Raw genomic sequence first — 25,729 nt, forward strand, 5'->3', positions numbered from 1 at the left:
CGGCTCCTTCATGCAGGGCTTCGGAGCACTCGGGATGATCCTCGGCGTGTTCGTGGTGATCGCCCTGTTCACCAGCGCCGTCGTCATCGCGAACACCTTCGCGGTCACGCTCGCGCGCGCGCACCCGCTCCCTCGCGCCGCTGCGCACCCTCGGCGCGACCCGCGCCCAGGTCCGCTCCGTGGTGTCGCGCGAGTCGCTGCTGGTCGGACTGCTCGGCGCGGCGGCCGGCGTGGTCGCCGGGCACCTGCTGGTCCAGGCCGCGCTCGCGGGCGCCGCCGGGCTCGGCTGGCTGAACGGCGTCGCCCCGGTGCCGGTGAGCCTGTGGTCGGTGCCGCTGCCCTTGCTGGCGGGCGTCGCGATCACCGTGCTCGCGAGCCTCGCCCCGATGCGCTCCGCCACCCGGGTCGCGCCGGCGCAGGCGCCGCGCCCGCGACCGCCCGCCGTCACCCGCGGGCTCGGGGTACGCGGCGTGCTGGGCCTGGTGGCCGTGGTGCTCGGCGTGGCCGCGCTCGTCGGCGGCACCGCGCTGGCTCTGAACGGGGTCGCCGCCCTCGGCATCCTCGCCGCGATCGTCGGCGGGGTGCTGAGCTTCACCGGCGTGATGCTCGTGCTCGTCACGCTCACCCGGCCCCTCGCGGCCCTCGCTGCCCGTCTCGGGGCGTCGCTGGGCGGGTCGCCCGCCCGGATCGCCGGGGCGAACGTGGCCCGCAATCCGCGCCGCGCCGCGGCGACGATCGCGGCCCTCCTGATCGGCACCACGCTCATGACGATGATGACCGTCGGCGCCCGCACCGCGGAGGCGACCCTGACCTCGGAGCTCGACTCCCGTCGGCCGATCGACCTGGTCCTGTCCGCGGAGGCGATGCCCGAGGACGCCGCCGAGCAGGTCGCCGCGATCGAGGGCATGGATGCCGCCCACGCCGGGGAGCGCGGGGACGTCGAGGTCGGCGCCGACGAGCCGATGACCCTGTACTCCGCGACCCCGGAGACGGTGCGGGAGGTCTCCCACCGTCCCGAGATGGCCGACGAGCTCGCCGACGGCACCGTGCCGCTCGGCCAGGAGCGGGCCGAGCGCTTCGGGGTCCACGACGGCCAGGTCCTCTCCCTCGTGGGGGCCGACCGCCAGAGCCACGACCTGCGCGTCCAGGTGGACGCGAACCTGCAGATGTCGCTGGTGACCCCGGCGACGCTCGAGCGGCTCCTCGGGGAGGGGACCACCCCGGTCGTGCTCGCGGACTTCGCCGATCCCGGCACCGCCGAGCGCGAGGGGATCGATGTGTTCGAGCTGATCTCCTCGGTCGACGAGCTCTCCGCCTCCGAGGGCTTCGAGGGGGCGAGCAGCGATCCCGGCGGCGCCGAGCGGGAGTCCTATGCGCAGATCCTCGATGTGCTCGCTGGGCATCACCGTGGCGTCGCTCGCGGTCGCCGTGGTCGTCGCCCTGGTCGGGGTCGCGAACACGCTCAGCCTCGGCGTGGTCGAGCGCACCGGGGAGAACGCGCCGCTGCGCGCCCTGGGCACGACGCGCCGGCAGATGCGGGCGATGCTCGGCTGGGAGGGCGTCGTCGCTCGCCGCGGTCGGCGCCGTGCTGGGGCCGCTGATCGGCTCCCTCTACGGCGTGCTGGGGATCATCGCACTGCTCGGCTCGACCTACCCGGTCTCCATCACGATCCCCTGGGACCGCCTCGTGATCGTGCTGGTGCTGGCCCTCGCCGCCGGGGCGCTGGCCTCGGTCCTGCCGGGCCGCGCCGCCGCGCGCACCGCCCCGGCCGCCGCCCTCGCCTCCGCGGAATGAGGCGCTGAGGGCTCACACGGCCGACGGCGCGGGCACGCGCTCAGCGCCGCGGGGCCCGTCGGACGACCGCCGTCCGACGGGCCCCGACCGCTGTCGGAGGCGGATCCGCCCGCACAGCGCGCTCGACGGGCACGAGTCGGTCGCTCCCCGGACGGGCCCGCGCGCCCCGGACGAGGAGCGGCGGAGCGGGAGCGGCCCGGCGGGACTCAGTCCAGGCGCGAGGGCAGCGGCGTGGAGCGCACCAGCCGCGCGAGCACCACGAAGGTCGCGATCGCGAGGACCAGCGCGATCACGCCCTGCCAGACCATGCCGGAGCTGATCATGCCGGCCCCCACCAGAGCCTGGAACATCTGCCAGGTGATCCCGAAGCCGATCCCGAACCGGCCCTTGGCCAGCACGGAGCGGGCGGCGAGGGCGGTGCCCGCGGCGAACAGCGGCAGGAAGATCCCCAGCCCCACCCCGAGTCGGGCCGTCATCCCGCCGCCGGAGGCCGCCACGAAGCAGAACGTGGCCGCGGCCGCCATCACGAGCGTCTCGACGCCGAGCAGCAGCGCGGCCCGCGGGCGGGTGCGCGGACCGGGGTCCTCGGCGTCGGCGGGACGGGTGCTGTCGGGCGCGGTGGGCATGGGGGCACTGTATCCGCCGCGGCTCCCGTGCGATCTCTAGCGCCCGTGACATCTCGAGCGCCTGGTGGCAACGGCTTCGTGCCCGGCATCACCTCCCGATCGCGACTTCTCGCGACGGTGTGGGAAGTGCCACCAGGCCCGGCGGTCCAGGCTCTTGTCGAGGTCGTCAGGAGCCGCAGAGAATGGAGAACGGCTCGTCCCGCCGAGGCCGTCCGGTGCACAGCGCACCCGGCCGAGCGTCGACGGCCGCAGAACCCGAGAACGCCCCACAGGGAGCGACCCTCGCCGCGTCTCGCCCCTGCGGGGGCAGGGCGCGACGTCCTGGAAAGAGAGAGTGACGATGGACTGGCGCCACCGTGCCGAGTGCCTCAACCATGATCCCGAGCTGTTCTTCCCGATCGGGAACACCGGACCGGCGATCACGCAGATCCAGGAGGCGAAGGCGGTGTGCCAGAAGTGCGACGTCATGACGGCGTGCCTCAAGTTCGCCCTCGAGTCCGGTCAGGACTCGGGCGTCTGGGGCGGCCTGTCCGAGGACGAGCGCCGCTCCCTCAAGCGCCGCAACGCGCGCGCCCGCCGCGCCAGCTGACCCCTCGCCTGCGGCGCGCCTCCTCAGCGTCGCAGGCCGCCCCCGGGGCCGTGCCGCGAGCGGCTCCCCGGGCGGCCCCGCGGGCCACCTCCGCAGCAGTGCCGTCGGCCTCCCCCTGGGCCCTCGCCGAGCACCCCGGGGCTCCGTCCCTCCCCCTCAGATCGTGAGCGGGTCGAGGTAGACGTCCACGATCGCGCGGGTCCCGCCCTCGCCTCGGTCCTCCCAGGTGAGCGTGCCGCCGAGTCGCCCCTGCACCAGCGTGAGGGCGATGTTCGTGCCGAGGCCGGTCGGCTTCGCCGCTCCCATGCCGTTGCCGTCGTCCTCGATGCAGATCACCAGATGGGACCCCGTCCGCTCGCTGCGGATCGTGAGCGTCCCGCCGGTCTCGGAGAGCCCGTGCTCGACCGCGTTGGTCGCCAGCTCGGTCACCACCAGGGCGAGCGGCGTCGCCTCCTCGGCGCGGATCGTGCCGACCCGTCCGATCTTCTCCGTGCGCACCTCGACCTGCCCGTCGGTCAGACGCGGGTCGCCCGCCCGGTGCACGGTCGCGCTCGCGGCGTCGACGGCGAGGCGCAGGCACCGGTCGATCACCTCGTCGAAGTGGACCGCCTCCTCCGAGCCCTGCAGCAGCGACTCGTGCACGAGCGCGATCGTGGAGACGCGCCGCATCGCCTCGGCGAGCGCCTCCCTCGCCTCGTCGGTCTTCATCCGCCGCGACTGCATCCGCAGCGGCGCCGCGACGGTCTGGAGGTTGTTCTTCACCCGGTGGTGGACCTCGCGGATCGTCGCGTCCTTGGTGATCAGCTCCCGCTCCCGGCGCCGCGGCTCGGTCACGTCGCGCACCAGGATCACGGCGCCGGTGCGCTTGCCGGCATCGGTCAGCGGCACGGCCCGCAGGGACAGGGTGCCGCCGCGGGCCTGCATGTCAGAGCGCCAGGCCGCCCGCCCCATCAGCACCAGCGGCGGCGACTCGTCCACGGGGCCGCGGGACTGCGGCACCTCGGTGGACAGCTCCGCGAGGGTGGTCCCGGTCATGTCGCCGGCGATCCCGAAGCGGTGGAAGGCGGAGCGGGCGTTCGGGGAGGTCCACTTCACCACTCCCGCCTCGTCGAGCTCGACGACGCCGTCGCCCACGCGGGGCGCGCCGCGGCGGGGCGGGATCGGTGCCCCCTCGATGGGGAACGCGCCGTGCTGGAGCATCGTCAGCAGGCGCGCGCCGAGCCGGCGCTGGTGGGTCTCGTTGTCGCTCGGGTCGTTGTCGGACTCGGGCGCCTCGGCGGCGAGGACGGCCAGGGTGCGGCCGTTCTTGCGGACCGGGACCATCACGCCGGTGGCGCCGCGGCCCTCGCGCTCGATCCGGGTGGGCTCCTCGGAGGGCTCGCCCCCGGCGAGCGACCGGGCGATCTCGGCGCCCTCGGCATCGTCCGCGCCGTCGACCCCGACGGTGCGGACGGTCCCGACGGGATCCTCGTAGTAGACGGTCGATCCGGTCGCCGGGCGGCAGTGCGCGACGGCGAGCGGGCCGTCGTCCTCCGCCAGCCACAGCACGAGGTCGGAGCGCAGCAGATCGGACAGGAGGTTCCAGTCCCCGACGAGGTGCTGGAGCCAGTCCGCCTCCTTCTCGGTGAGGGCACGGTTGTCGGCGAGGAACTTGGACAGGCTCGGCATGGGCCCAGGATATGCGTCGGCCCGGGTGCGAGCGCGAATCGCCCGCCCGGCCTGCTCTAGGCTGACGCGGACATCTCCCGAGGGAAGGACCCCGATGAAGTCGCGTGAGACCCTGCACCTGCCCCTTCCGGCCCGTTCGGCCGCCGCGATGTACGCCGACCCCGAGTACGCGGCGATCCGCCGGGAGACGCTCGGTGCGAACGAGGCGTCCTCGCACATCGAGGGCGATCCCGCCGGGGCGTTCACGGTCACCACCGAGCTGGTGCGCCCACGGACCGGGTCCCGGACATCGTCCGCCCCTTCGTGGGCGCCTCCGTGACGGTGAAGGAGGTCCAGTCCTGGTCCGGTCCCGAGCCCGACGGCTCCCGCACCGGCACGATGCGCCTGGACGTGGTGGGGACCCCTGCCGGCCTGACGGGGACGCCGCGCCTCGCGCCCCTGGACCAGGTGCGCAGCGACGTCGAGATCGACGGGGACCTGGTGGCGAAGGTTCCGCTGCTGGGGTCCAAGATCGAGAAGGCCGCCGTGCCGTACGTGTCCACGGTGTCGCGGGCCGAGGAGCGCTCCGCCGCGGCCTACCGGGACCGCTCGGGCGCCTGAGGCAGGGCGTTCAGCCGGCGGCCTCGGCCCCGTCGAGATAGGCGAGGGCCTCGCGCGCCTCGACGACGTCGAACCACAGCAGGGCGGGGTCGGTGTCGTCGGCCTCGGCCGCGGCGGCGTCGAGCTCGGTGACGTGGAAGCTCGCGATCCGCGCCGAGGCGGGGGTGCCCAGGAGGACGCCGAAGGCTCCTCCGTCGGCGGCGTCGCCGATCGCCGCATCCGGCACGTCCAGGGCGATCACCATCGCGCGCGCGTCGGGGATCCGGCGCCGTAGGCGACGTGGACGGCGTCCTGCGGCGCCTCGTACTCGAGGTCCTCGAGATCCTCGCCGGGGAAGTCCCTCTCGGCCGACGCGGTGACGGCCCAGGCCGCACGTCCCGCCGGGAGCTCGAGGCGAGTGCTCGCGAGCTCGAGGGAGGCACGATCCGTTGCGGTCAGCGGCAGGTAGATCCTCATGCCGTCATCCTCTCACCGGCGGGCACGCTCGAACACGCGCTCCCTCCATCCGCGCGCCGGTGCCGGGGATGCTCCCGCCTCCGACTCTCCGCCGGCTCCGTCGTCCTCGGCGGCGGGGACGAGCATCGAGGCGGCGATGTCGCGCAGCCCGCGGCGCAGGGGCGAACGGGGCGCGGCCTCGCTGAGCGGCGCGCCGTCCCACACGGCAGTGCGGCAGGCGACGGCGTCGTCGGGCAGCAGGTGCAGGGAGTCGACCTGTATGCGGGAGGCGATCAGGTCGCGCGACCGGTCGCCGGGGACCGGCGCACCGACCCGGTTGACGATGACGTGCGGCTCCTGCACGCCGAGCTCCTCGAGGCGGCTGTGGTCCCGCAGCGGCCGAGTAATGCTCACGGGATCGGCGCCGACCACGGCGATCACGGCATCGGCGGCCTCGAGCGTGCTGAGGGCGGCGGAGTTCCGCTGCGGCGCGGCGGTGTCGTAGCTGAGCTCCTCGTCCTCCTCCAGCACGGGGCCGATGTCGGCGATGACGGTCTCGCTGCGGCGACGCGGCGCGTTCCACACCCCGTCCATCGCCCCGCGCCGCGGCTCCGCCCACCGGCCGGGCACGCCGATGCCGGAGAGCAGGCGCAGGTGGGGCCGCACGACGGGCAGGAGCGCGTCGAGGGCCTCCTCGGTGAGGGTGTCGCGGTCGTGGGCGCGGGCGGCGGCGACCAGTCCGGGCGCCTCGTCGAGCACGCCGAGGAGCTGGCTCAGGGAGGGGCCGTAGGTGTCGGCGTCCACGAGCACCGTGCCGTGCCCGGCCAGGGCGGTCTCCGCGGCGAGGTTCGCCGCGATGGTCGAGCGCCCCGGGGCGCCGGTCGGCCCCCACACGGCCACCAGGCGTCCCGCCTCCTGCGCCGGCTCCGCGGCCGCCTCCTGCACCCAGTCGTCGTGCTCCTCCCCGCCGGAGACCGCGTCGGTGACCGCGGCGAGGATCTCGTCGATCGGGGCGTCGGAGCTCAGCACGTGGCGCAGGCCCACGGTGGTGGCCTCGGACTCCTCGCGGGAGCGCGGCCCGATCACCGCGGCGCCCCGGAGCATCGTCGCGACGGCGTCGCGGCTGAGCCCTCGCACGGAGAGGTCCACGAGGACCACGTCCCCGATGCCCGCGGAGACGACCGCGAGGGTCTCGGTGAGATCCGCGCAGCGGCGCACGACGCGCGCGGGGCGGGAGCGGTCCATCGCGAGGTCGTGGACGATGCGGACCTCGTCGCTGCCCGAGGCGCACAGGACGATGTCGATCACGGCGTGACCCCGTGGGCGCCGGGCACCCCGATCACGTCGAGGCGCTCGTCCTGGGAGAGGACCTCGAGCACCGCGGCGAGGTCGTCGGCCGGCACGAGGACCTCCACCGACATCGAGCGCATGCCCAGCGAGCTCCCCTCGTCGATGCGGCGCACCACGGCGTCGGGCACGAGCGGCTCGGCCTCGCCGGTGCCGCCGTCGTCGACCGACGGCGAGGTGTGCCACAGCTCGACGGAGGAGCCCGGCACCACGGACTCGGCGACCGTCGCCTCCACAGGGATCACCACGGGTCGCAGCGGCACGTCCTGGCTCTGCCCCACCGCGGAGACGGGGACCAGCTCCCCCGCCTGGACGGTCTGCGTGGCGACCGCGCCCTCGGGGATCGCCTCGAGGGTCCCGACGTACTGCTCGCGGTGGTCGCCGAGCCGGAGCTCGACGGTGGCGAGGTCGGCGCTCTCCAGCGGATCGCCCGGCACGATCGGACCGCGCGCCACGAGCACGGACGTCGTGGCGGAGAGCCGGGAGACGAGCAGCGCCCCCATCAGCACGCTCGCCAGCACGAGCACGATCCCGACGATCAGCCGAGGATCCTTCCATCTCGGCGCGCGGCCTCATCACCGGTGCAGTGGCCCCCACAGCTGTCCCCCGTCCCCCTCGTCCGTCCCCTGGTTCTCGGCACGCTCGCGGCGCGCCTTCCGGGAGATTACGGCAGTCGGGGCCTGGATGGGGGCGGTCCGCCCCGACTGTGGACAACCGGCACGGCGCGTTCGTCCACAGCTCCCGCCGCCTGTCAGCTCGGGGATGAGAGACTGGGGCGACCCGCTCGTCCCGGACCGGAAGGATCGTCGATGCCGCCACGCTTCGTCCCGCTCTCCGATGTCGCGGAGATGCTGTCGATCTCGGCCTCGCAGGCGTACGCCCTCGTGCGCTCCGGCGAGCTGCGCGCGATCAAGGTGGGCGGCCGAGGCCAGTGGCGGGTCGAGGTCACAGAGCTCGAGTCCTACATCGAGCGGAGCTACCGGCGCACGGAGGCGCTGCTCGAGGAGGAGCGCGCACTCGAGCGCGACGCGTCCGAGGGCCGCCCCTGACCGTCCGGGCAGTGGCCGACGACCGCTCCTGAGCCGGCTCAGGACGTTCCCCGGCCGCCAGTCCTCCACCGTGCCGCACCCGTCCGCCCGGGCCGGCGCCGCACCGGGTCCGCTCAGCGCGGCGAGACCGCGAGCAGGGACGACATGGTCACCGTGAGCCGGGCGGAGCCGGGCACGCCGCTGGACTCCCCCGTCGGCAGCGACAGCACGTCCAGCGCATCCGCGCCGACACCGGCGATCCTGCCGAGCACGGTGCCCGCGGTCGTCTCCAGGCGCACGACGCTGCGGTCCCGTGCGATCTCGCGCAAGACCGACCCCAGCCCCAGCGGCGAGCGCAGCGACTCCTCCGCCGGCCGGGCCCGCGAGGAGAGGCCCTCTACGATGCCGATCGCGGCGAGCGGCACCACGGCGCGCTGAGCGGTGCGGGTCTCGCGCAGCGAGACCCACTCGGCGCCGACCTCCTCCACTGCCCCCGCCAGGCGCGGCCCGATCCGACGTGCAGGGTGAGCTCGCGCCGGCCCGCACCGCGGAGCCGGTCGGCCAGGGTCAGCTGGGCGCGCTCGGCACGCGCGAGATCCTCGGAGACGGCCCGCGGCTCCTCCTGCTCGTGGTGCTCTAACCGTCCCTCGAGGTCCTCGAAGATCCTCTCGAAGCGCATGGGCCCACTGTAGGGCGCGCCGGACGACGGCCGGGCCCGGACGGCACATCGGGGACGAGAACTCGTCCGGGCGGGGACGCGGACCGGTCCGCCGGGACCGGGATCGTCCCACCGGGACCGGGGCGCGTCCTCCGGAAGAGGCGACCTCCCCTCCACAGCCGGCCCGGATCAACACCGCCACCTCGAACAGTTGCGGCCTGCATCACATCGGGCTACCTTTCCTCGTATGCGATCCAATCGCATCAAACTGCATCAAACGACATCATCGGGAAGAACGGCGAACGGGGAGACCGACGCCGCGGAGCATGAGGCGAGGGGAAGGCCATGGGGGACCTGGGACGGGAGCAGGCGGCACAGGGAGCGGGGGCCTCGTCGCTGGGCGCCGTCGCCGCCGCCGGAGGTGCGGTCGCGATGACCAAGGCGGCGAGGACGCTCGGGAGCACCGCTGGCGGCGCTCACGGCGAGGAGCGGCTGATCGGCTGGGTGCTCGTGGGGCTGGCCGGCGCGGGGGCACTGCTGTGCCTGTACCTCGCGCTGATCTGGGGGCTCGCCGCCGCGGTCCTCCTGGCCGGCCCCGCGGGGCGGACCGGCCGCATGCTGCCGCCGGCCCTGCGGGTGCTGGCCCCGCGCCTCGCCCGTCGCGTGAGCATGGGCGCCGCGGTCGCCACCGCCACCACCGGGCTGGTGCTCGGTCCGGCGCTGGCCAGCGAGCGGCTCCAGCTCGAGGAGAGCGCCCCTGCCACGTCCCAGACCTCGCAGGAGCTCCCCGGTGATGAGCCGGCCACGCCGGGGCGCGAGGCGCCCCAGGAGGCCGGAGCCGGGGAGCCCCTCCCCTCCCTCGGCTGGGGCGAGGATCCCGCGACCGCCGCCGAGGAGCCGGCGACGAGCCCTGCCCCGGACGGGGAGAGCGACGAGGCGCCGACGACCGCGCGACCCTCCGACGAGGGCACGCCGCAGGAGACGGGAGCCGAGGGGACCGAAGCGTCAAAGGGGGCGCAGGAGTCGCCGCACTCCGAGAGCCCCGCCGACGAGGCGTCCCCGGACAGCTCCGAGACCCCCGACGGGACAGGTTCCCCGGACGGCTCGGAGGCATCGGACACCCGGGTGGACCCGGCGAAGGACTCCCCCGACGAGCCGCCCGCCGCGGGCTCGACCCCGTCGGCGACCGGGAGCACTCAGCCGTCCGCGGGCGACGACGAGGCCGCGGGCGATGCAGGGGGCGATGCGGACGCACCGCCGCCGAGGACCGTGGTCGTCCAGAAGGGCGACACGCTGTGGTCGCTGACGGACGACGTGCTCGGCCCCGGACCGGACGATCCCGCGCCGCTGGCGGAGGCCTTGCCGCTCGCTGCACGAGCAGAATCGTGACGTGATCGGCGAGGATCCCGATCTGCTGGTCCCCGGCCAGGTGCTCACCGTGCCGGCCTCCCTCGACGAGGAGGCCCGGTCATGAGCACCACCGATCAGCGCCCCGCCGACGCCGCCCTCCGGGCCGCCTCCCGAGCACCCGAGGATCCTCTGATCGTGGAGCAGATGGTCGCACCGGTGGCGCGCCGGGCCGTCGAGATCATCCGGGACATGCGGCCGACGAACGCGCTGTCGCGGCTGGTCACGCCCGAGATCGCGCAGGTCCTGTCGCGTCGGGCGGCGCTGACCCGCCGTCTGCGGGCCTCGACGGGATACGCCCCGCCCCGGCGGCTGCAGGTCACGGGCGTGCGCACCTGCGTGGTCAACGAGCGCACGGTCGAGGCCAGGCGCGCGTCGCGCGCGAGCCGGACCGTGCCCGCTTCCTCGCCATGCGCTGGGAGTCGCGGCACTCCGGATGGAGGGTGACCGTCCTCGAGATCGGCTGAGACCCGAGATCGGAGGAGAAGAGCCCCGGGCCACGTGGCCCGGGGCTCTTCCGTACGACGTCGGCGCGATCAGCCCTTGCGGCGGCGGCCCGAGCGGCGCGCGCCCGGTTCAGGCCGTCGCCCTGCGGAGCGCCCTCGGGCTTGTCCGAGACCGTGTTCGCAGCGGTCCCGTCATCGCCGCGCGCACGGCGACGGCGCTGAGCGCGGGTGAGCGTGCCGGAATCCTGGACGTCGCTGCCCTCGGCGGAGCTGTAGCGCGGCTGGCGCTCGTTCGGCCCGTCATCGAGCCCCTTGGCGCGCAAGCACCACGGAGCTCTCCGCCTTCAGCTGGTTCTCGGCCTCCGCGCCGTCCGCCTCGGCGGAGCCGGTGGCCTCGAGGCCGGCGTGCTCGGAGGTGGTCGCCTCGGCGTCCGCGTCCTTCTCCCCCGTCGCCGCCGACGCAGGCTCCGCCCCGGCCTTCGCGCCGGCACCGGCCTCGACGGCGGCCCCGGCCTTGGCGCCGGTCCGGAGCAGCAGGTCCGAGACGGCCTGGGGGACGACGGGCTTGGCCTTCTCGACCTGGACCTCGAGGTTGTAGACGTAGCCGACCACGTCCTCCTTCACCCCGGCCATCATGTCGTTGAACATGAGGTGGCCCTCGCGCTCGTACTCGATGAGCGGGTCGCGCTGGGCCATGGCGCGCAGTCCGATGCCCTCCTTGAGGTAGTCCATCTCGTAGAGGTGCTCGCGCCAGCGGCGGTCCATCACCGACAGCAAGACACGGCGCTGGAGCTGGTGCGACCCCTCCTCGCCGAGCTCCTCCTCGCGCTTCTCGTAGGCGACCTTCGCATCGGCGAGGATCTCCTGCTTGAGCTCGCTCGCCTCGAGGTTCTCCTTGCCGCCCACCTCGTCGATGACGTCCTGCGGGGTGAGGGAGACGGGATAGGCCGCACGCGCCGCGCCCCACAGCTCCTCGAGGTCGACGTCCTCGCCGGGCTTGCCGGCGGTGTGCGCGTCGACGGTGCCGCCGATGACCTCCTCGATGAAGCGCTCGATGTGCGCATCGAGCTCCTCGCCCTCGAGGATGCGCGCACGCTCCTCGTAGAACTTCTTGCGCCGCTTGGTCAGGACGTCGTCGTACTTCAGGACGTTCTTGCGGATCTCGGCGTTGCGGGACTCGATCGAGTTCTGCGCGCGCTGGATCGCGCCGGAGACCATCCGCCCCGTCAGCGGGATCGACTCGTCCACGCCGCCGCGGGCGAGCAGCGACTCGGCGGCGCCGGAGTTGAACAGGCGCATCAGGTCGTCCTGGAGCGAGAGGTAGAAGCGGGACTCCCCGGGTCGCCCTGTCGGCCGGAGCGGCCGCGCAGCTGGTTGTCGATGCGGCGCGACTCGTGCCGCTCGGTGCCCAGCACGTACAGACCGCCGAGCTCGACGACCTCGTCGTGCTTGCTCGGCGACGGCCTGCTTCGCGCGCTCGATCTCCTCGTCCCAGGCGGCCTCGTAGGCCTCCGGGTCCTCCTCGGCGTCCAGGCCGCGCTTCTCGAGCTCGGCGTGCGCCATGAACTCGACGTTGCCGCCGAGCATGATGTCGGTGCCGCGGCCGGCCATGTTGGTCGCGACGGTGACCGCGCCCTTGGCGCCGGCCATCGCGACGATCGCCGCCTCGCCGGCGTGGTTCTTGGCGTTGAGCACCTCGTGGGCGACGCCCTGGGCGTTCAGCGGCTTCGAGAGGTACTCGGACTTCTCCACGCTGGTGGTGCCCACGAGGACGGGCTGGCCCTTCTCGTGCCGCTCGACGATGTCCTCGACGACCGCGTCGAACTTCGCCTTCTCGGTGCGGTAGATGCGGTCGGCCTGGTCCACGCGCTGCATCGGGCGGTGCGTGGGGATCGGGACCACGCCGAGCTTGTAGGTGTTCATGAACTCGGCGGCCTCGGTCTCGGCCGTGCCGGTCATGCCCGAGAGCTTCTCGTAGAGCTTGAAGTAGTTCTGGAGGGTGATCGTGGCGAGGGTCTGGTTCTCCGCCTTGATCTTCACCCCCTCCTTCGCCTCGATGGCCTGGTGCATGCCCTCGTTGTAGCGGCGGCCGGCGAGGATGCGCCCGGTGTGCTCGTCGACGATCATCACCTCGCCGTTGAGGACCACGTAGTCCTTGTCGCGCTTGAACAGCTCCTTGGCCTTGATGGCGTTGTTCAGGAAGCCGATCAGAGGGGTGTTCAGCGACTCGTAGAGGTTGTCGATGCCGAGGTGGTCCTCGACCTCGTCGATCCCCGACTCGAGCACGCCGACGGTGCGCTTCTTCTCGTCGACCTCGTAGTCGCGGTCGCGGCGCAGGTGGGTGACGACCTTCGCGAACTCGCTGAACCATTTGTTCGCGTCCCCGGAGCCGGGGCCGGAGATGATCAGCGGGGTGCGGGCCTCGTCGATGAGGATCGAGTCGACCTCGTCGACGATCGCGAAGAAGTGGCCGCGCTGGACCCGCTCCTCCGGGGAGAGGGTCATGTTGTCTCGCAGGTAGTCGAAGCCGAACTCGTTGTTCGTGCCGTAGGTGATGTCGGCGGCGTACTGCTCGCGGCGCTCCGCCGGGGTCATCCCTGACTTGATCACGCCGGTGGTCAGGCCCAGGGTGCGGAAGACGCGGCCCATCAGGTCGCTCTGGTAGCCGGCGAGGTAGTCATTGACCGTCACGACGTGCACGCCCTTGCCGGCGAGCGCGTTGAGGTAGGCGGGGAGGGTCGCGACGAGGGTCTTGCCCTCACCGGTCTTCATCTCGGCGATGCGGCCGCGGTGCAGGGCGGCGCCGCCCATGATCTGCACGTCGTAGGGACGCTGGCCGAGGGTGCGGTGCGCGGCCTCGCGCACGGCCGCGAACGCCTCGACCTGGATGTCGTCGAGGCTCTCGCCGTCCTCGAGACGCCGCTTGAAGTGGTCGGTCTCGGCGCGCGGCTCGTCATCGCTGAGCTCCGAGAAGACGTCCTCCGCCTCGCCCACGCGCTTCGCGATGGATTCGAGCCTGCGGACCTCCCGGCCTTCGCCGGCGCGCAGGATCTTGTCGAAGAGGTTGGCCACTCGTGTGCTCCCGTAGATGGTGGGGACGTCCCCATGGACGGCTGATGCCCGACCCATCGTAAGCGTCGTCGCCCGTGGAGGAGAGCACCTGCGGGCCTCCTCACGCACCCGGGCGGCGTCGGGCGGGCCGCGGCGCGGGACCTGCACCGCTCCGCGCGGCGGGTTCAGCTCGCCGCGATCCCGGCGGCGAGGGGGCGCGAGAGCTCCCCCGTCCCCTCCCCGGTGCGCACCTCGACGGCGTCGAGGCCCCGCCAGCGCGCGGCCCGGTCCAGCTCCTCGGCGAGCGCGGCGACGACGCGGTCCGTGCCGGGCCGCCGCCTGGCGGGCAGGTGCGGGAGCGGTTCGGCAAAGACGCCGCGCACCTCCAGCACCCCGCGCTCGCGGTCCGCGCGCAGGTCGGTGCGCGCCGGGATCACGTCCCCGAGCAGGAGGAGCAGGGAGTAGTAGCCGGTGGTGCGGCGCGGGGCGGGGGTGTAGATGCCGATGCGGTACTCGACGTCGAAGAGCCGCTCGAGCCGCGGCCGGTGGAAGACGATCGGATCGAAGGGGCTGACCAGGGCGGTCGTGCGCAGCGGGCTCGGGCCGGGCGCGTCGCGGTGGAGGAGCATGGTGCGGGCCCCTGCGGGGTGGGCGACCTCGACCTCGGTCAGCTCGCCGCGCGCGAGCATCTCGTCGATCGCGGGCCGCACCTGGCCGATCCGGAGGCGGAAGTAGTCGGCGATCGCGCCCGGGTCGGAGACCCCGAGCGAGCGCGTGGCGAGAGCCGTCAGGCGGGCGACCGCCTCCGCCTCGGGGACGGGCGGCTCCTCGCGCGGGGGCGCCGGCGTGTAGAGCCGCTCGAACTGGGAGTTGCGGCCGACGCAGTCCAGCTCCCCGCTGCGGAAGAGGTACTCCACGGCCCACTGGGCGCGGGTGCGCCGCCATCCCCAACCCTCGCCCCGCTCGGTGTCGCCGAGGTGGCGGGAGAGGGCCGCCGCGCTCGCGGGGCCGATCTCGGCCAGCGCCTCGCGGACCTGGGGGAACAGGTGCGGGGAGGTGGTGGCGATCTCGCGGATCACACCCCAGTCCCTCTCGGAGGTGGCGCGGCGACGGAAGTCCAGCAGGGAGTGCACCTCCTCGGTCGTGAACGCGGCCTCGTGGGCGAGGGTCTCGCGGACCAGGCGGGAGCGGCCGGGCCGGGAGGCGCGGTCGAGGACCGCGGGGTCCCAGATCCCGGTGCGGGTGAAGACGGGCAGGTGATGGGCGCGGGCGAAGACGCTCACGGAGTCGATCTGCAGCAGGTGCGTGCGCTCGAGGGTGCGGACGAGGGCACGCCGGCTCGCCGCGACCTGCGGCATCGTCGTCCGGCGCGCCCCGCCCATCCCCTGGGCGCGCGGCGCGATGCGGCGGGCCGCGCTCCAGCTCAGCGCATCGGCCACGGCGCGCTCCGTCCCCCGTGCCCCCGATGCGGTCCTCGGCCGCGCCGCACCCGCCAGCCCCCGCATCGCCCCGAGGGCGGCGGGTGGTGTCCCGGGCGGACGGACGGGCGGGAGGACATCTCCCGATGCCCTCCCGCCCTCTGGAGCAGGTCCCGGATCAGGACGCAGTCTGCTCCCCGTCGAGCTCGATCACGCCGTAGCTCCAGCCCTTGCGGCGGTAGACCACCTTGGGGTTGCCGGACTCGGCGTCGACGAACAGGAAGAAGTCGTGGCCGACGAGCTCCATGTGGTAGAGCGCGTCGTCGACGCTCATGGGCTTGGCGGTGTGCTTCTTCTCGCGGATGATCACGGGGTCGCCGGCCTCGGCCAGGTCGGCCTCGCGGGTCTCGCCGGGCTCGGGGGCCTCGGTGCTCTCGGCGGCCGGTTCATCGGCCGGTCGCAGCGACTCGGGCATCTCCTGGTCCGCGGGCATGGTGCGCAGACTCGCGCCGGTCTCCTGGTGGGCGCGGTCGCGTCCGCGGCGATGGTCCTTGCGCCGGTCACGGGCGCGACGGAGTCGTTCGAGGAGCTTGCCGTAGGCGATGTCGAGCGCGCCGTAGAGGTCGTCGGCACGGGCCTCGGAGCGGATCACCGCGCCGTTCTCGTGCACGGTGAGCTCGACCCGGTCGCTGAGCTCGGCCTGACGGGGGTTCTTCTCCTGCGAGACCTCCACGTCGACGCGCGCGCCGCGGGAGCGAACTGGGTGACCTTGTCGAGCTTCTCGGTGAGATGACGGCGGAAACGATCCGGGACGTCCATGTGACGTCCGACGACATTGATCTCCATGAGTGGTTTCTCCTCCTGTCCGGGTGCGGCCGCTCGGAGCCCGGCCGCGATGGCTCTTGGTCGGGGTGCGCACCTCCTGATCGAGGACTGCTCGCCCATGTGTGGCGAGGAACACCAAGCATGCCACGTTTCCCTCGGTGTTTCCTGGCCATCCATCCCGAGGTTCCCCTCCGTGCGTCTGTGCTCATCCGGGGTTGTCCGCTTCGTCCGATCCGGGGACCCCGGCGGCGGCGTCGGGCATCCGTGCGGAGGCGATCACGACGGCGCCGAGCACCTCGATCCCCTCTGCGTCGAGCGCTTCGTGCATGCCGCGCGGCCTGGACCCGGTCGTGACGACGTCGTCGACGATGATCACGGGCCGGTCCAGGGCGCGGGCGCGTCGCGCCTGCGCCGGATCCAGGCGGATCCTGCGCGACCGTCTCGCCCGTGCGCCCCGTCCCTCCTGTGCGGTGGTCGGGGCGGCGCGCAGGAGCGACCCGCACCCGGCGCCCTCTCGGTCCAGCGCGCGCACGAGCTCCCCGGTGTGGTCCTCCCCGCGTCGCGCAGCCGGGCCGCGGGGCGGGAGGGCACCGGGACGAGGAGCGGCTCGGCGGTCCCCACATGTTCGGCGAGGCTCCGCACCGCGGGGACGAGGCCTTCGGCGAGGGCCCCGCACAGGTGCAAGATCCCGCCGTTCTTCCAGGCCAGCACGAGTCGCTGCAGGGCGCCTCCGTACTCGCCGAGCGCGAGCACGGGCAGCGAGCGCGCTGTGGTCGACTCCCGCGGGGAGGAGCCGACCGTCATGCCGCTGCTCGCGGATCCGCGCGGCGCTGAGCACCTGCGCCGCATCGCAGCAGGCGTCGACCCGCGGCGGCGAGGCCCTCAGCAATGCCGCGCAGTCGGGGCAGAGCCGGGTGCCGTCCTGGCCGCAGGGGCAGCTGCGCGGTGCGACGAGGGAGCAGGTCTGCGCCGCGATCTCCGCGAGCAGGGCGAGCGCTCGCTCGCCGCGCCCCGTCTCCGGGGCCGGCCGCGCCCGATGGGTGGCGCGCTGTGGTGCTCGGCTGTGCATGGCCCGATCCCAGCCGAAGGGCCGGGGTCGCACCAGCGACGGCGTCGCGCGGTGGACGCGGACGCGCTGGGGAGGAACGGTCGACGGCGTCGCCAGGCACGGCGAGCGCAGCGGCTCGGCGACCGGACGGGCGGCTCCGCCTCCGCGGGCGGGGGTTGAGAACAGGAGCAGGGTCGCGGCCGGGCTCAGTAGAAACCGGGGTCGCGTCCGGTCACCTCGACGTTGCGCCAGCCCTCGCCGTCGGTGCGTCGCAGGTTCCCCTCCGCGTCGGCGGCCCAGACCGTCTCGGCCACCACGGAGCCCGTGAGCCGGACGGTGTCCGAGGGCGGGGACGGCGGCGGCTCGATGTCGCCGGAGAGGTCGAGCAGACTGGGCGCGCGGCTGACCGTCGCCGGGATCGGTCCCGAGCACCGCGACGGTGCCCTCGTCGTACCAGCTGACCTGCCGCACGTCGGCGAGGAAGGTGCGCACCAGGATCGGCTCGGTGAGGGCGGAGGGGGTGCCCTCGGCATCCCTCACCACGGCGCACAGCTCGAGCCTGCCGTCCCCCGCCTCGTCGGAGAGCACCAGCATCCGGGTGTCGTCCGGGGCGACGTCCAGGGCGCGCACCTCGCGCTCCGCGAGCCAGGGCGCATCGACTTTCGCGTCGTGCTCGGCGCCCCGTCCGGACAGGGCCAGCGGCGCGCCCGCGCTCGAGCCGACGGAGCTCCACACCCATCCGGCGCCGTCGATCCGGGGCGGGACGAAGCCGGTGCCGGTCGCGGCCTCGCGCAGCGGGACCGAGCCGTCGGTCGAGGCGATCAGCAATTGCGCCCCGTCGAGGTCGCGGGCGGCGGCGAGCACGCCGTCCTGGGCGATCGCCGGGCTGGCGATCTCGAGAGGGGCGAGGTCCGGGACGAGCCGCGGCGGCGGGTCCGCACTGCTGGGATCGGCCAGGGAGATCACGCCGGTGGCGCCGGCGGCGATCGGGCGGTGCCCCGGCAGCGCCCGCTCCACGCGGCCGTCCTCCTCGAGCGACAGCTCCCTCCCGTTCTGCACGAGCCGCACCACGGAGAGGCCGCGCAGCGAGCGCAGCGAGGACTCCAGCTGGGACAGGGCCAGACGTCGTGATTCCTCGGCGAGGCCCGTGATCGCCGGAGGCACCTCGACCTGGGCGGTGCCGTCGGCGCCGCTCTCCACCTCGGCGTCCGGGATGCCGGCGCCGCGGGGGATCTGGTCGCCCACCGCCCCCTCGAGGAAGCCCGCCGGTCCTGCGACGAGGCCTTCGAGCACCGCCGCGGCGCCGCGGCGCGCGGCGACCAGCGGTGGTCGGGCACGAGGTGTCGCTCCCGTGCGTCGAGGAAGTACAGCCGCGCCGGGGAGTAGAGGGTCTCGAAGGCCGCCTCGGAGAGGAAGATCCCGTCGGGCACCTCGCTGAGGCGCCACTGCCCCTCGACCTCCTCCACCGCGACGGCGAGCTCCTGCGGAGTGGGGCCGGCGAGCGCGCGCCGCGGACCCCGCGGGCGTCCACCACGGCGACGGCCTGGAGCCCGAGCACCAGGCGTCCCTCGCTCTCCTCCCGCACCTGCGGCTCCTGGTCGCCGGAGTAGATCGTGATCCGGGCCTCCGGGTCCCAGCTCGCGCTCGCCTCCTCGGTGAGATAGGCGCGGGCGACCGCGAAGTCGTCCTCCGAGCCGACGCCGGCCTGGACGAATCCCGCGAGCACCTCCTGCGCGGTCGCGTCGTCGGCCGGGGGCAGTGCGCGCACGTAGGGCGCTCCGGGACGGGAGCCGCCGGAGAGGGTGCGGCTGTCGATCCCGGAGTCGACGGGGATGCGGGCGCACCCCGCGCCGAGGCCCAGCAGGGCGGCGGCGCCGAGGGCGTGCAGGACGGTGCGGCGGTCGGGGCTCATCGTGCTCCTCCCTCGTTCTCCGCGGCCGGGGCGTCCTCGATCTCGGACTCCTCGGCGGAGGACTCTTCGCCCGTCGCCCCACCTGCGGGGTCCTCCGTGACGGGGTGGTCGAGGTCGGGGCTGTCGAGATCGGGCAGCAGGTCGGGGCCGATGCGGATCTCCCCGGTCGGCGTCGGGGAGACGGCGGCGTCGGCGAGGGCACGGTCGAAGGGCCGCTCGAGCCGCGCGGGGAGCGGACCAGCTCGGTGCCGGGGCGGCGCGGGAGCGTGAGGCGGAAGACCGCGCCCTCGCCCTCCTGACCCCAGGCCTGCGCCCATCCGCCGTGCAGGTTCGCGTCGGAGACGGAGATCGACAGCCCCAGCCCCGTCCCGCCGAGGGTGCGGGCGCGGGAGGGGTCCGCGCGCCAGAACCGGTCGAAGACGCGCCGGGCGTCCTCCGGGGAGATCCCGTGGCCGAAGTCCTGCACCACCACCGCGACGGCGTCCTCGTCGCCCGCGGTCTGGACCAGCACCGGCGCACCGGCCCCGTGCTCGATCGCGTTGGTGAGCAGGTTGCGCAGGATCCGGTCCACCCGGCGCGCGTCGACGACCGCGGTGGTCGATCCCTCGCCGAGCCGCACGTCCAGCAGGCGCCCGCGCGCCCCGGCGAGCGGACGCACGTCCTCGACCGCCTGCGTGACCAGGGCGTTCATATCCTCCCGCAGGGCCTCGAGCTCCGCCGCCCCGGCGTCGAAGCGGGAGATCTCCAGCAGGTCCGCCAGCGGCACCTCGAAGCGCCGCACCTGCGCGGCCAGCGGCTCGGTGGTGCGCTGCGGCTCCCCGGCGGCTCCTCCCGGCGCGAGTCGAGCACCGAGGAGGCCATCCGGATCGTGGTCAGCGGGGTGCGCGGCTCATGGGAGACGTCGGAGACGAACCGCTGCTGGACCCGGGAGAGCTCGGTGAGGTCGTCGACCTTCTGCTCGAGGTCGCGGGCCATGTCGTTGAAGGACACGCCCACCCGCGCGAGCTCATCGGCGCCCGCGACCTCGACACGGCTGGTGAGGTCCCCGGCGGCCATCCGCTCTGCGGCGCGGGCGGCGCGCTTGAGCGGAGTGGTGACCATGCGCGCGATGACGATCGCGATGCCGAGGATGAGGCTCAGCAGCACGAGCCCGCCGCCGAGGATCACCCGCTGGACGAAGGCGAGGGTCTCCTGCTCCTCCTGGAGGGAGTAGATGAGGTAGAGGTCGTAGGAGCCCGCGCCGGGCACCACCACCCGGGTGCCGACGAGCGCCGCGGGCGCGGTCCGCCCGGTCTCGTCCTCCCTCCCGATCGAGCGCCAGGAGACGGCATCGGGTCGCGCGGCGACGGCGGCCGCGAACTCGTCGTCGACCTCGTCGAAGAGGGTCCGGTCGGAGGAGGCGACCGGGAAGACGGTCCCCGTCGTCTCCACCGGCACGAGCGCGACCTCGCGGCGGTCACCGCCTCCCTGCCCGCCCGTGGACTGCACGAACGCGCTGACCGCATCCTGCTGCTGGGTGCTGGTCGCGCCGGAGAGCTGGGCGAGGGACTCCCCAGCTCGTCGCGCACCTCGACCGTCTCCTCGAGGACCCGGTCGCGGCGTCGCTCGTAGAGCCCGTCAGCGATGACGGTGGAGAGATAGGCGCCGACGGCCAGCGGCGCCAGCGTCGACAGCAGCGTGGTGACCAGCACGACCCGCAGCGCGAGGGACCAGTTGCGCGGGTCCGCGGCCTGCCGGAGACGGTCGCGCCGGGGCGCCGGGGGCCGGGCCCCCTCCGGAGCGCTCACCGCGGCGCGGGCACGCTCAGGACCCGCTCCCCGCACGGTAGCCGACCCCGCGCACGGTCACCACGATCGAAGGGTTCTCCGGGTCCTGCTCGACCTTCGAGCGCGGCCGCCGCACGTGCACGTTGACCAGGCGCGTGTCGGCGCTGTGGCGGTATCCCCACACGTCGCGCAGCAAGACGTCACGGGTGAAGACCTGCCAGGGCTTGCGGGCCAGCTGGGTGAGGAGGTCGAACTCGAGCGGGGTGAGGGAGATCAGCTCCCCGTCCCGGCGCACCTCGTGGCCGTCGACGTCGATCGAGAGGTCGCCGATGGTCAGCTCCTCGGTGGTGGGCGGCTCGACGCGGCGCACCCGCGCCTTGATCCGCGCCACCAGCTCCTCGGGCTCGAAGGGCTTGGTGAGATAGTCGTCGGCGCCCGCCTCGAGCCCCTCGACCACGTCGGCGGTGTCGGTGCGGGCGGTGAGCATGATGATCGGGACCCCCGACTCGCGGCGGATCCGGCGGCACACCTCGATGCCGTCCATCCCGGGGAGCATGAGGTCCAGCGGCACGAGGTCGGGGCGCAGGCGCGGGAACGCCTCCAGGGCGGAGGCGCCGTCGGGCGAGGTCGCGACCTCGAAGCCCTTGCCGCGCAGGACGATCCCGACCATCTCGGCGATCGCCTGATCGTCGTCGACCACGAGGATCCGTGAAGGCGTCGTCATGGGGGTCATTGTGCCACCGGACGGGGCCGACGCCGGGGAGCCCGGCCGCCGGGGTGTCCGGGCGGCGACCTCGCGGGCGCCCCGAGCACCGCGCCCCGCCCCACGACGCCCCCTCCCGTGACGCCCGGTCGCCGGAAGACGCCGGGGTGTCGACGTTCGTCGTATCGGCGGCGGGGCCACCCTTCCGTAGGGTCGGCCCCAGCGACCCTGCTCGACCCGGGCCGCCACGGGGACGAGCACCAGAGGATGGAGGAGCACCGATGAGCAGTCCGTGGACCGCCCCCGGGGCGGAGGTCCCGAGCGAGCCGACAGGCCCGGGAGGCTCCGGCGGCCCCGGCGGCTGGGGGCGACCGACCCCCTCCGCGCCCGACGGTCCCGCGGGGCCGGGAGGTCCGGCCCCGACGGGCGCGCCGCGGCGCGAGCTGGTGCAGTCCGTGCCGCTGTTCCCGCCGCGGCCGCTGGGGCTCGGCGAGATCCTCGGCGCGGCCGTGCGTATCTATCGCCTGCGCACCCGTGCGGTGCTCGGCGTCTCCGCCGCGGTGTACGGCGTCGCCTTCGTGCTCATCACCCTGTCCACCGGGGCGGGGATGATGCCGATGATCGGCGACATGCAGGCCGCGATGCAGGATCCCACCGGCTCGAGCGAGGTCCCCTTCACCGGCACCGTCGGCGACATCGTCCTGACCGTGGTCACCAGCGTGATCACGGGCCTCGTCACGATGGTCGCGGCCTCCCTGGTCACGGTCGCCCTGACCCCCCTCGCGCTCGGCGAGGCGACCGGCACGCCGCTCCCGACCTCCGAGATGTGGGCGACGATGCGGCGCCGGGGCCTGCCCGCCCTCGGCGTCAGCCTGCTCATCGCGCTGATGTCGACGATCCTGTTCACCGTGCCCTTCGCGCTCGGGCTGGCGCCGATCCTGATCGTGCAGGAGCCGGGCTGGCTGACGATCCTCCCTATCCTGCTCGGCACGATCGTGGGCCTGCTGGCGATGCTGTGGCTGTGGGCGCGGACCGTGCTGGCGATCCCGGCGCTGGTCCTCGAGGACACGGGCGTGCTCGGCGCGATCCGCCGCGGCTTCGCGCTCACCCGCGGCAGGCGCCTGTGGCGGGTGCTCGGCATCGCGGTGCCGCTGTACGTGCTGTACGGGGTCGTCACGTACACCGTCTCCGGGGTGTTCGGCATGGTCGCCGCCATCGCATACTTTGCGATCCTTCTGGTCAGCGCCGGGGAGGCGGTGGTGCTGGGCGTTGCTCTGCTGACCATCCTCTCGATGCTCGGCACGTATCTGGCGACCTTCCTGCTGGCTCCGTTCCTCTCCGCCGGGTACACCGCGCTGTACGCCGATGTGCGGATGCGCGACGAGGCCTGGGACGTGGAGCTCACCCGCCGGGCCCGTGACGCCTGGGCGGCGGACGGGGCCCGATGATCCCGGCCGCACCGCGGCTCGGCCCCGACGAGGCGCGCGAGCGGATCCTCGAGGAGCTCGCGAAGGACGAGTACGACGACTCCCCCGGCTTCGTCGCCTGGTCGCTCGGCGCGATCGAGGACTGGCTGGCGCACATGGTCGACGGCGTCGACGGGTCCTCGGCCGCGCAGACCGTGATCGCGGTGCTCGCTGGCGCTGGTGCTCGCCGCGGTCGTGGTGCTGGTGCCGCGGCGCACCGGCCTGCTGCGCCGCGCGCCCCGCCCTCGCCGTCGACGCGGCGCTCGACGCCGAGCCGGTGCTCAGCGGGGAGGAGAGCGCGCGGCGCCGCCCGCGACGCGATCGACGCGGGACGCACCGACGACGGGACCGTGCTCGCGCCGCGCGCGCTCGTGCGCGACCTCGAGGAGCGCACCCTGCTGGACGTCGCGACCGGCATGACCGCCCACGAGGCCGCGACCCGTGCGGCGCTCACCTTCCCCGACCTGCGGGGCCGGCTCCAGCGAGGGGCGGACGCCTTCGACACGGCCGCCTACTCGGTGCGGAGCGTCGGGGTGAAGCCGGCCGAGGACATGCCGCGCCTGGCCGAGTACATCGCCGAGACGTCCCCCGACCTCTCCGCGCTCGAGCAGGCCGGGACGGGGACCCCCGTATGAGCGCCCTCGTACCGACCGAGCCCGCCGCGGCCCGCGGCGCGGCGGGGACGGACGCCGCCCCGCCGGGAGCGGGCGCTCCCCGTGGCGCCGTACAGGAGCGGCGACGCCCCTGGCTCGTCGCCGCCGTCGTCCTCGCGGTGATCGCCGCGGTCCTCGTCTCCGTGGCGCGGGGCCTGTACCGCGACGGCCCGCTCGAGCCCGACGCCCCCACCGGTCAGGGCGCGAAGGCCGTTGTCCAGGTGCTCGGCGACCTCGGCGTCGAGGTCGAGACGAGGCGGCACACGGCCGACGCCGCCGAGGACCTCCGAGCGGGCGGGACCGTGCCGCTGACCGCGCCGAAGAGCCTCAGCGGCGAGCGGCTCACGATGCTCTCGGAGGCACGCGAGGAGGGCGGGGGCCGGCTGATCGTGCTCCGGCCCGACTTCGTCGCCCTCTCGTATCTCACCTCCGGCATCATCCCCACCGGTGCTCTTCGCGAGCAGACGCGGGTCGAGGCCGGCGCGGCCTGCGGCGACCTGTCCCACGGCGCCCGCGTGCTGGAGTCGCCCGATGCGGAGGACGCCCTGGACGGGCCCGCCTCTCTGTACACCGCGACCGACGCGGGGGCTTCGACGTGCTTCGAGGCGGAGGGCGGCGCGCTCGTCGCCGAGTCCGACGGGGTGCTCGTGCTCGGCGACCCCGACCTGCTCACCAACGACGGCGTGGGCCGGGCCGACAACTCCGCGCTGGCGCTGAACACCCTGTCCGCCTCCGAGGAGCTGACCTGGTACGTGCCCTCGGCGACGGATCCCCAGGGGGCCTCCTCGCCGTCGCTCGTCGACCATCTGCCCGGGTGGATCGGTCCGGTCGCGGCCTGGCTCGTGCTGGCCGCGGTGCTGGCGCTGATCGCGCTCGGCCGACGCCCCGGCCCCGTGGTGATCGAGCCGCCGCCGGTGACCGTGCGCCCCCAGGAGCTGGTGCTCGGCCGGGCACGGCTCCTGCAGCAGGCCTCGGCCCGCGATGCGGCGGCCGCCTCCCTGCGCGCCGCCGCGGCGGGCCGGCTCGCCGACCGTCTCGGGCGCGCCACGAGTCCGCGCTCGACGGGCTCCTGGCGGCGCTGGCCCCGCACGTCGAGGAGTCCCCGGAGCAGCCTGCGCGCCCTCCTCGGCCCCGCCCCCGTCACCACCGACCGCGACCTCGTGCGCCTCGCCCACGACCTCGACCGTCTCGAGAAGGAGATCGACCGATGACCGACCCCGTCCCGCCGCGTCCCGACGCCCCCGGCGCCGGCGCGCCCCAGCCCTTACCCGCCCCGCAGGGAGACGACCTCCCCGATGCCTCGCCCGCCGCCCCGTCGGCCCCCGTGGTCGACGTCGACACCCGTGCTCAGCCGCAGGGGCTCGCCGCCGAGATCCACAAGGGCGTCGTCGGCCAGGACGCGGCGATCACCAGCCTCGTCGTCGCCCTGCTGTGCCGCGGGCACGTGCGCTCGAGGGCGTGCCGGGCGTCGCGAAGACCCTGCTCGTGCGCTCGCTCGCGGAGGCGCTCGACGTGCGGATGCGCCGCGTGCAGTTCACCCCGGACATGATGCCCGGCGACATCACCGGTTCCCTCGTCTACGACAACTCCACCAGCGACCTCGTCTTCCGCGAGGGTCCGGTGTTCACCAACCTGCTTCGCTGGCCGACGAGATCAACCGCACGCCGCCGAAGACGCAGTCCGCGCCGCTGGAGGCGATGGAGGAGCGGCAGGTGACGATCGACGGGGCGAGCCGCCCCCTGCCCGATCCGTTCCTCGTCGTCGCCACGCAGAATCCGATCGAGTTCGACGGCACCTACACCCTGCCCGAGGCGCGACTGGACCGCTTCCTGCTCAAGGCCGTGATGCCGCCGCCCGAGCGGGAGGTCGAGGTGGACGTCCTGCGCCGCCACGCCGACGGCTTCGACACCACAGATCTCGCCGCCATGGGCCTGCGCGCCGTCGTGGACGTCCCCTCCCTGCACCGCGCCCAGCGAGACGTCGCCCGCGTCGCCGCGGAGGATCCCGTCGTGCAGTACATCGTCGACGTGTGCCGGGCGACGCGCCGCTCCCCCAGCTTCACCCTCGGCGTCTCCCCGCGCGGCGCGATCGCGCCGCTGCGCACCGCCCGCGCCTGGGCGTACCTCTCGGGCCGGGACTTCATCACCCCCGACGATGTGAAGGCCATGGCCCCGGCGACGCTCTCGCACCGCGTGCGGCTGACCACCGAGGCCGAGCTGGAGGGCACCCAGGTCGAGGCCGTGCTCGCCGCGACCCTCGCCTCCGTGCCGGTCCCCCGCTGAGCGCCT

At 74.3% G+C, this 25,729-nt stretch carries 24 protein-coding genes and 4 pseudogenes; 14 read left to right on the plus strand and 14 right to left on the minus strand.

Going from position 1 to position 25,729, the window contains the following annotated elements; all coding sequences use genetic code 11:
- Positions 1-140: 140 nt before the first annotated feature.
- From WKH84_RS05845 to WKH84_RS05855, 3 genes and pseudogenes are all read left to right on the plus strand, one after another.
- Positions 141-347: pseudogene (locus WKH84_RS05845) on the plus strand (ABC transporter permease); the annotation flags it as partial.
- A 1,039-nt stretch (positions 348-1,386) separates the two neighbouring features.
- Positions 1,387-1,503: pseudogene (locus WKH84_RS05850) on the plus strand (hypothetical protein); the annotation flags it as partial.
- A gap of 82 nt (positions 1,504-1,585) precedes the next feature.
- On the plus strand, positions 1,586-1,795 hold the full coding sequence (locus tag WKH84_RS05855; RefSeq protein ID WP_341857070.1) for a hypothetical protein: 210 nt from the start codon (positions 1,586-1,588) through the stop codon (positions 1,793-1,795).
- Positions 1,796-2,001: 206 nt separating this feature from the next.
- Here WKH84_RS05855 and WKH84_RS05860 read toward each other — a convergent pair whose 3' ends face one another.
- A complete protein-coding gene (locus tag WKH84_RS05860; protein ID WP_341855969.1) occupies positions 2,002-2,421 on the minus strand; it encodes a hypothetical protein in 420 nt (139 codons plus the stop codon).
- A 340-nt stretch (positions 2,422-2,761) separates the two neighbouring features.
- On the opposite strand from WKH84_RS05860, the gene WKH84_RS05865 reads away from it, so the two are divergent.
- Positions 2,762-3,010, plus strand: coding sequence for a WhiB family transcriptional regulator (locus WKH84_RS05865; RefSeq protein ID WP_010549779.1), 249 nt, complete (start codon positions 2,762-2,764; stop codon positions 3,008-3,010).
- A gap of 156 nt (positions 3,011-3,166) precedes the next feature.
- On the opposite strand, the gene WKH84_RS05870 is transcribed toward WKH84_RS05865, so the two are convergent.
- Positions 3,167-4,678 carry a histidine kinase N-terminal domain-containing protein gene (locus WKH84_RS05870; RefSeq protein ID WP_341855970.1) on the minus strand — a complete coding sequence of 504 codons (1,512 nt, stop codon included), beginning with the start codon at positions 4,676-4,678 and terminating at the stop codon, positions 3,167-3,169.
- A 94-nt stretch (positions 4,679-4,772) separates the two neighbouring features.
- Between WKH84_RS05870 and WKH84_RS05875 the strand changes: the two genes are divergently transcribed.
- Both WKH84_RS05875 and WKH84_RS05880 read left to right on the plus strand, forming a co-directional pair.
- Entirely contained in the window at positions 4,773-4,997 is a 225-nt protein-coding gene (locus WKH84_RS05875; protein WP_341855971.1) for a hypothetical protein, read from the plus strand.
- Positions 4,967-5,278, plus strand: coding sequence for a DUF2505 domain-containing protein (locus WKH84_RS05880; RefSeq protein WP_341856789.1), 312 nt, complete (start codon positions 4,967-4,969; stop codon positions 5,276-5,278). Before WKH84_RS05875 ends, WKH84_RS05880 begins: the two co-directional genes overlap by 31 nt.
- A gap of 10 nt (positions 5,279-5,288) precedes the next feature.
- Here WKH84_RS05880 and WKH84_RS05885 read toward each other — a convergent pair whose 3' ends face one another.
- The 4 genes from WKH84_RS05885 to WKH84_RS05900 are packed head-to-tail and all read right to left on the minus strand — an operon-like array spanning position 5,289 to position 7,587.
- Entirely contained in the window at positions 5,289-5,522 is a 234-nt protein-coding gene (locus tag WKH84_RS05885; RefSeq protein WP_341855972.1) for a hypothetical protein, read from the minus strand.
- Positions 5,516-5,734: a hypothetical protein gene (locus WKH84_RS05890; protein WP_341855973.1), complete on the minus strand. Its 219-nt coding sequence runs from the start codon at positions 5,732-5,734 to the stop codon at positions 5,516-5,518. Before WKH84_RS05890 ends, WKH84_RS05885 begins: the two co-directional genes overlap by 7 nt.
- 12 nt (positions 5,735-5,746) lie before the next feature.
- Positions 5,747-7,021, minus strand: a complete 1,275-nt coding sequence (locus WKH84_RS05895; protein ID WP_341855974.1) for a P-loop NTPase — start codon at positions 7,019-7,021, stop codon at positions 5,747-5,749.
- A complete protein-coding gene (locus WKH84_RS05900; protein ID WP_341855975.1) occupies positions 7,018-7,587 on the minus strand; it encodes an SAF domain-containing protein in 570 nt (189 codons plus the stop codon). Before WKH84_RS05900 ends, WKH84_RS05895 begins: the two co-directional genes overlap by 4 nt.
- 282 nt (positions 7,588-7,869) lie before the next feature.
- On the opposite strand from WKH84_RS05900, the gene WKH84_RS05905 reads away from it, so the two are divergent.
- Entirely contained in the window at positions 7,870-8,109 is a 240-nt protein-coding gene (locus WKH84_RS05905) for a helix-turn-helix domain-containing protein (RefSeq protein ID WP_341855976.1), read from the plus strand.
- A gap of 113 nt (positions 8,110-8,222) precedes the next feature.
- Here the strand turns inward: WKH84_RS05905 and WKH84_RS05910 are convergent, their stop codons facing one another.
- On the minus strand, positions 8,223-8,576 hold the full coding sequence (locus WKH84_RS05910) for a hypothetical protein (protein ID WP_341855977.1): 354 nt from the start codon (positions 8,574-8,576) through the stop codon (positions 8,223-8,225).
- A 29-nt stretch (positions 8,577-8,605) separates the two neighbouring features.
- On the opposite strand from WKH84_RS05910, the gene WKH84_RS05915 reads away from it, so the two are divergent.
- The 3 genes from WKH84_RS05915 (at position 8,606) to WKH84_RS05925 (ending at position 10,600) form a co-directional block, all read left to right on the plus strand.
- The gene (locus WKH84_RS05915; RefSeq protein WP_341855978.1) at positions 8,606-8,728 is read left to right on the plus strand and encodes a hypothetical protein; all 123 of its coding nucleotides are present in this window, start codon (positions 8,606-8,608) and stop codon (positions 8,726-8,728) included.
- A gap of 363 nt (positions 8,729-9,091) precedes the next feature.
- Positions 9,092-10,135 (plus strand): hypothetical protein, encoded by a 1,044-nt coding sequence (locus WKH84_RS05920; protein ID WP_341855979.1) that lies wholly within the window; start codon positions 9,092-9,094, stop codon positions 10,133-10,135.
- An 81-nt stretch (positions 10,136-10,216) separates the two neighbouring features.
- Positions 10,217-10,600 (plus strand): Rv3235 family protein, encoded by a 384-nt coding sequence (locus tag WKH84_RS05925; RefSeq protein ID WP_341855980.1) that lies wholly within the window; start codon positions 10,217-10,219, stop codon positions 10,598-10,600.
- 299 nt (positions 10,601-10,899) lie between these two features.
- On the opposite strand, the gene secA is transcribed toward WKH84_RS05925, so the two are convergent.
- The 7 genes and pseudogenes from secA to mtrA all read right to left on the minus strand — a co-directional run bounded on the left by secA (position 10,900) and on the right by mtrA (position 21,352).
- Positions 10,900-13,671, minus strand: coding sequence for a preprotein translocase subunit SecA (gene secA / locus WKH84_RS05930; RefSeq protein ID WP_341855981.1), 2,772 nt, complete (start codon positions 13,669-13,671; stop codon positions 10,900-10,902).
- A gap of 164 nt (positions 13,672-13,835) precedes the next feature.
- A complete protein-coding gene (locus WKH84_RS05935; RefSeq protein ID WP_341855982.1) occupies positions 13,836-15,089 on the minus strand; it encodes a crosslink repair DNA glycosylase YcaQ family protein in 1,254 nt (417 codons plus the stop codon).
- A gap of 157 nt (positions 15,090-15,246) precedes the next feature.
- Positions 15,247-15,914 (minus strand): annotated as a pseudogene (gene raiA / locus WKH84_RS05940) (ribosome-associated translation inhibitor RaiA).
- Positions 15,915-16,098: 184 nt separating this feature from the next.
- Positions 16,099-18,012 (minus strand): LpqB family beta-propeller domain-containing protein, encoded by a 1,914-nt coding sequence (locus WKH84_RS05945; RefSeq protein WP_341856790.1) that lies wholly within the window; start codon positions 18,010-18,012, stop codon positions 16,099-16,101.
- Entirely contained in the window at positions 17,904-19,634 is a 1,731-nt protein-coding gene (locus WKH84_RS05950; protein ID WP_341855983.1) for an ATP-binding protein, read from the minus strand. Before WKH84_RS05950 ends, WKH84_RS05945 begins: the two co-directional genes overlap by 109 nt.
- Positions 19,541-20,341, minus strand: a complete 801-nt coding sequence (locus tag WKH84_RS05955; RefSeq protein ID WP_341855984.1) for a HAMP domain-containing protein — start codon at positions 20,339-20,341, stop codon at positions 19,541-19,543. Before WKH84_RS05955 ends, WKH84_RS05950 begins: the two co-directional genes overlap by 94 nt.
- Before the next feature lie 315 nt (positions 20,342-20,656).
- On the minus strand, positions 20,657-21,352 hold the full coding sequence (gene mtrA / locus WKH84_RS05960; protein ID WP_341855985.1) for an MtrAB system response regulator MtrA: 696 nt from the start codon (positions 21,350-21,352) through the stop codon (positions 20,657-20,659).
- 251 nt (positions 21,353-21,603) lie between these two features.
- Between mtrA and WKH84_RS05965 the strand changes: the two genes are divergently transcribed.
- The 4 genes and pseudogenes from WKH84_RS05965 (at position 21,604) to WKH84_RS05980 (ending at position 25,723) form a co-directional block, all read left to right on the plus strand.
- Positions 21,604-22,770: a glycerophosphoryl diester phosphodiesterase membrane domain-containing protein gene (locus WKH84_RS05965; RefSeq protein WP_341855986.1), complete on the plus strand. Its 1,167-nt coding sequence runs from the start codon at positions 21,604-21,606 to the stop codon at positions 22,768-22,770.
- On the plus strand, positions 22,767-23,423 hold the full coding sequence (locus WKH84_RS05970) for a DUF4129 domain-containing protein (protein WP_341855987.1): 657 nt from the start codon (positions 22,767-22,769) through the stop codon (positions 23,421-23,423). Before WKH84_RS05965 ends, WKH84_RS05970 begins: the two co-directional genes overlap by 4 nt.
- The gene (locus WKH84_RS05975; protein WP_341855988.1) at positions 23,420-24,652 is read left to right on the plus strand and encodes a DUF4350 domain-containing protein; all 1,233 of its coding nucleotides are present in this window, start codon (positions 23,420-23,422) and stop codon (positions 24,650-24,652) included. The genes WKH84_RS05970 and WKH84_RS05975 overlap by 4 nt, the downstream gene beginning before the upstream one ends.
- Positions 24,649-25,723, plus strand: a pseudogene (locus WKH84_RS05980) (MoxR family ATPase). Before WKH84_RS05975 ends, WKH84_RS05980 begins: the two are co-directional and overlap by 4 nt.
- Positions 25,724-25,729 lie beyond the last annotated feature (6 nt).

Origin of the sequence: Brachybacterium sp. GPGPB12 (assembly GCF_038396325.1) — a bacterium.
Taxonomy (GTDB): Bacteria; Actinomycetota; Actinomycetes; order Actinomycetales; family Dermabacteraceae; genus Brachybacterium; species Brachybacterium conglomeratum.

Excerpts from the sequence above, each read along its gene's own strand:
- WKH84_RS05920 (WP_341855979.1), top strand. The coding sequence starts at position 9,092 with ATGGGGGACCTGGGACGGGAGCAGGCGGCACAGGGAGCGGGGGCCTCG.
- WKH84_RS05925 (WP_341855980.1), top strand. The coding sequence starts at position 10,217 with ATGAGCACCACCGATCAGCGCCCCGCCGACGCCGCCCTCCGGGCCGCC.
- WKH84_RS05885 (WP_341855972.1), bottom strand. The coding sequence starts at position 5,522 with ATGGTGATCGCCCTGGACGTGCCGGATGCGGCGATCGGCGACGCCGCC.
- WKH84_RS05965 (WP_341855986.1), top strand. The coding sequence starts at position 21,604 with ATGAGCAGTCCGTGGACCGCCCCCGGGGCGGAGGTCCCGAGCGAGCCG.
- WKH84_RS05870 (WP_341855970.1), bottom strand. The coding sequence starts at position 4,678 with ATGCCGAGCCTGTCCAAGTTCCTCGCCGACAACCGTGCCCTCACCGAG.
- mtrA (WP_341855985.1), bottom strand. The coding sequence starts at position 21,352 with ATGACCCCCATGACGACGCCTTCACGGATCCTCGTGGTCGACGACGAT.
- WKH84_RS05905 (WP_341855976.1), top strand. The coding sequence starts at position 7,870 with ATGCCGCCACGCTTCGTCCCGCTCTCCGATGTCGCGGAGATGCTGTCG.
- WKH84_RS05860 (WP_341855969.1), bottom strand. The coding sequence starts at position 2,421 with ATGCCCACCGCGCCCGACAGCACCCGTCCCGCCGACGCCGAGGACCCC.
- WKH84_RS05970 (WP_341855987.1), top strand. The coding sequence starts at position 22,767 with ATGATCCCGGCCGCACCGCGGCTCGGCCCCGACGAGGCGCGCGAGCGG.
- WKH84_RS05890 (WP_341855973.1), bottom strand. The coding sequence starts at position 5,734 with ATGAGGATCTACCTGCCGCTGACCGCAACGGATCGTGCCTCCCTCGAG.
- WKH84_RS05975 (WP_341855988.1), top strand. The coding sequence starts at position 23,420 with ATGAGCGCCCTCGTACCGACCGAGCCCGCCGCGGCCCGCGGCGCGGCG.
- WKH84_RS05865 (WP_010549779.1), top strand. The coding sequence starts at position 2,762 with ATGGACTGGCGCCACCGTGCCGAGTGCCTCAACCATGATCCCGAGCTG.
- WKH84_RS05875 (WP_341855971.1), top strand. The coding sequence starts at position 4,773 with ATGAAGTCGCGTGAGACCCTGCACCTGCCCCTTCCGGCCCGTTCGGCC.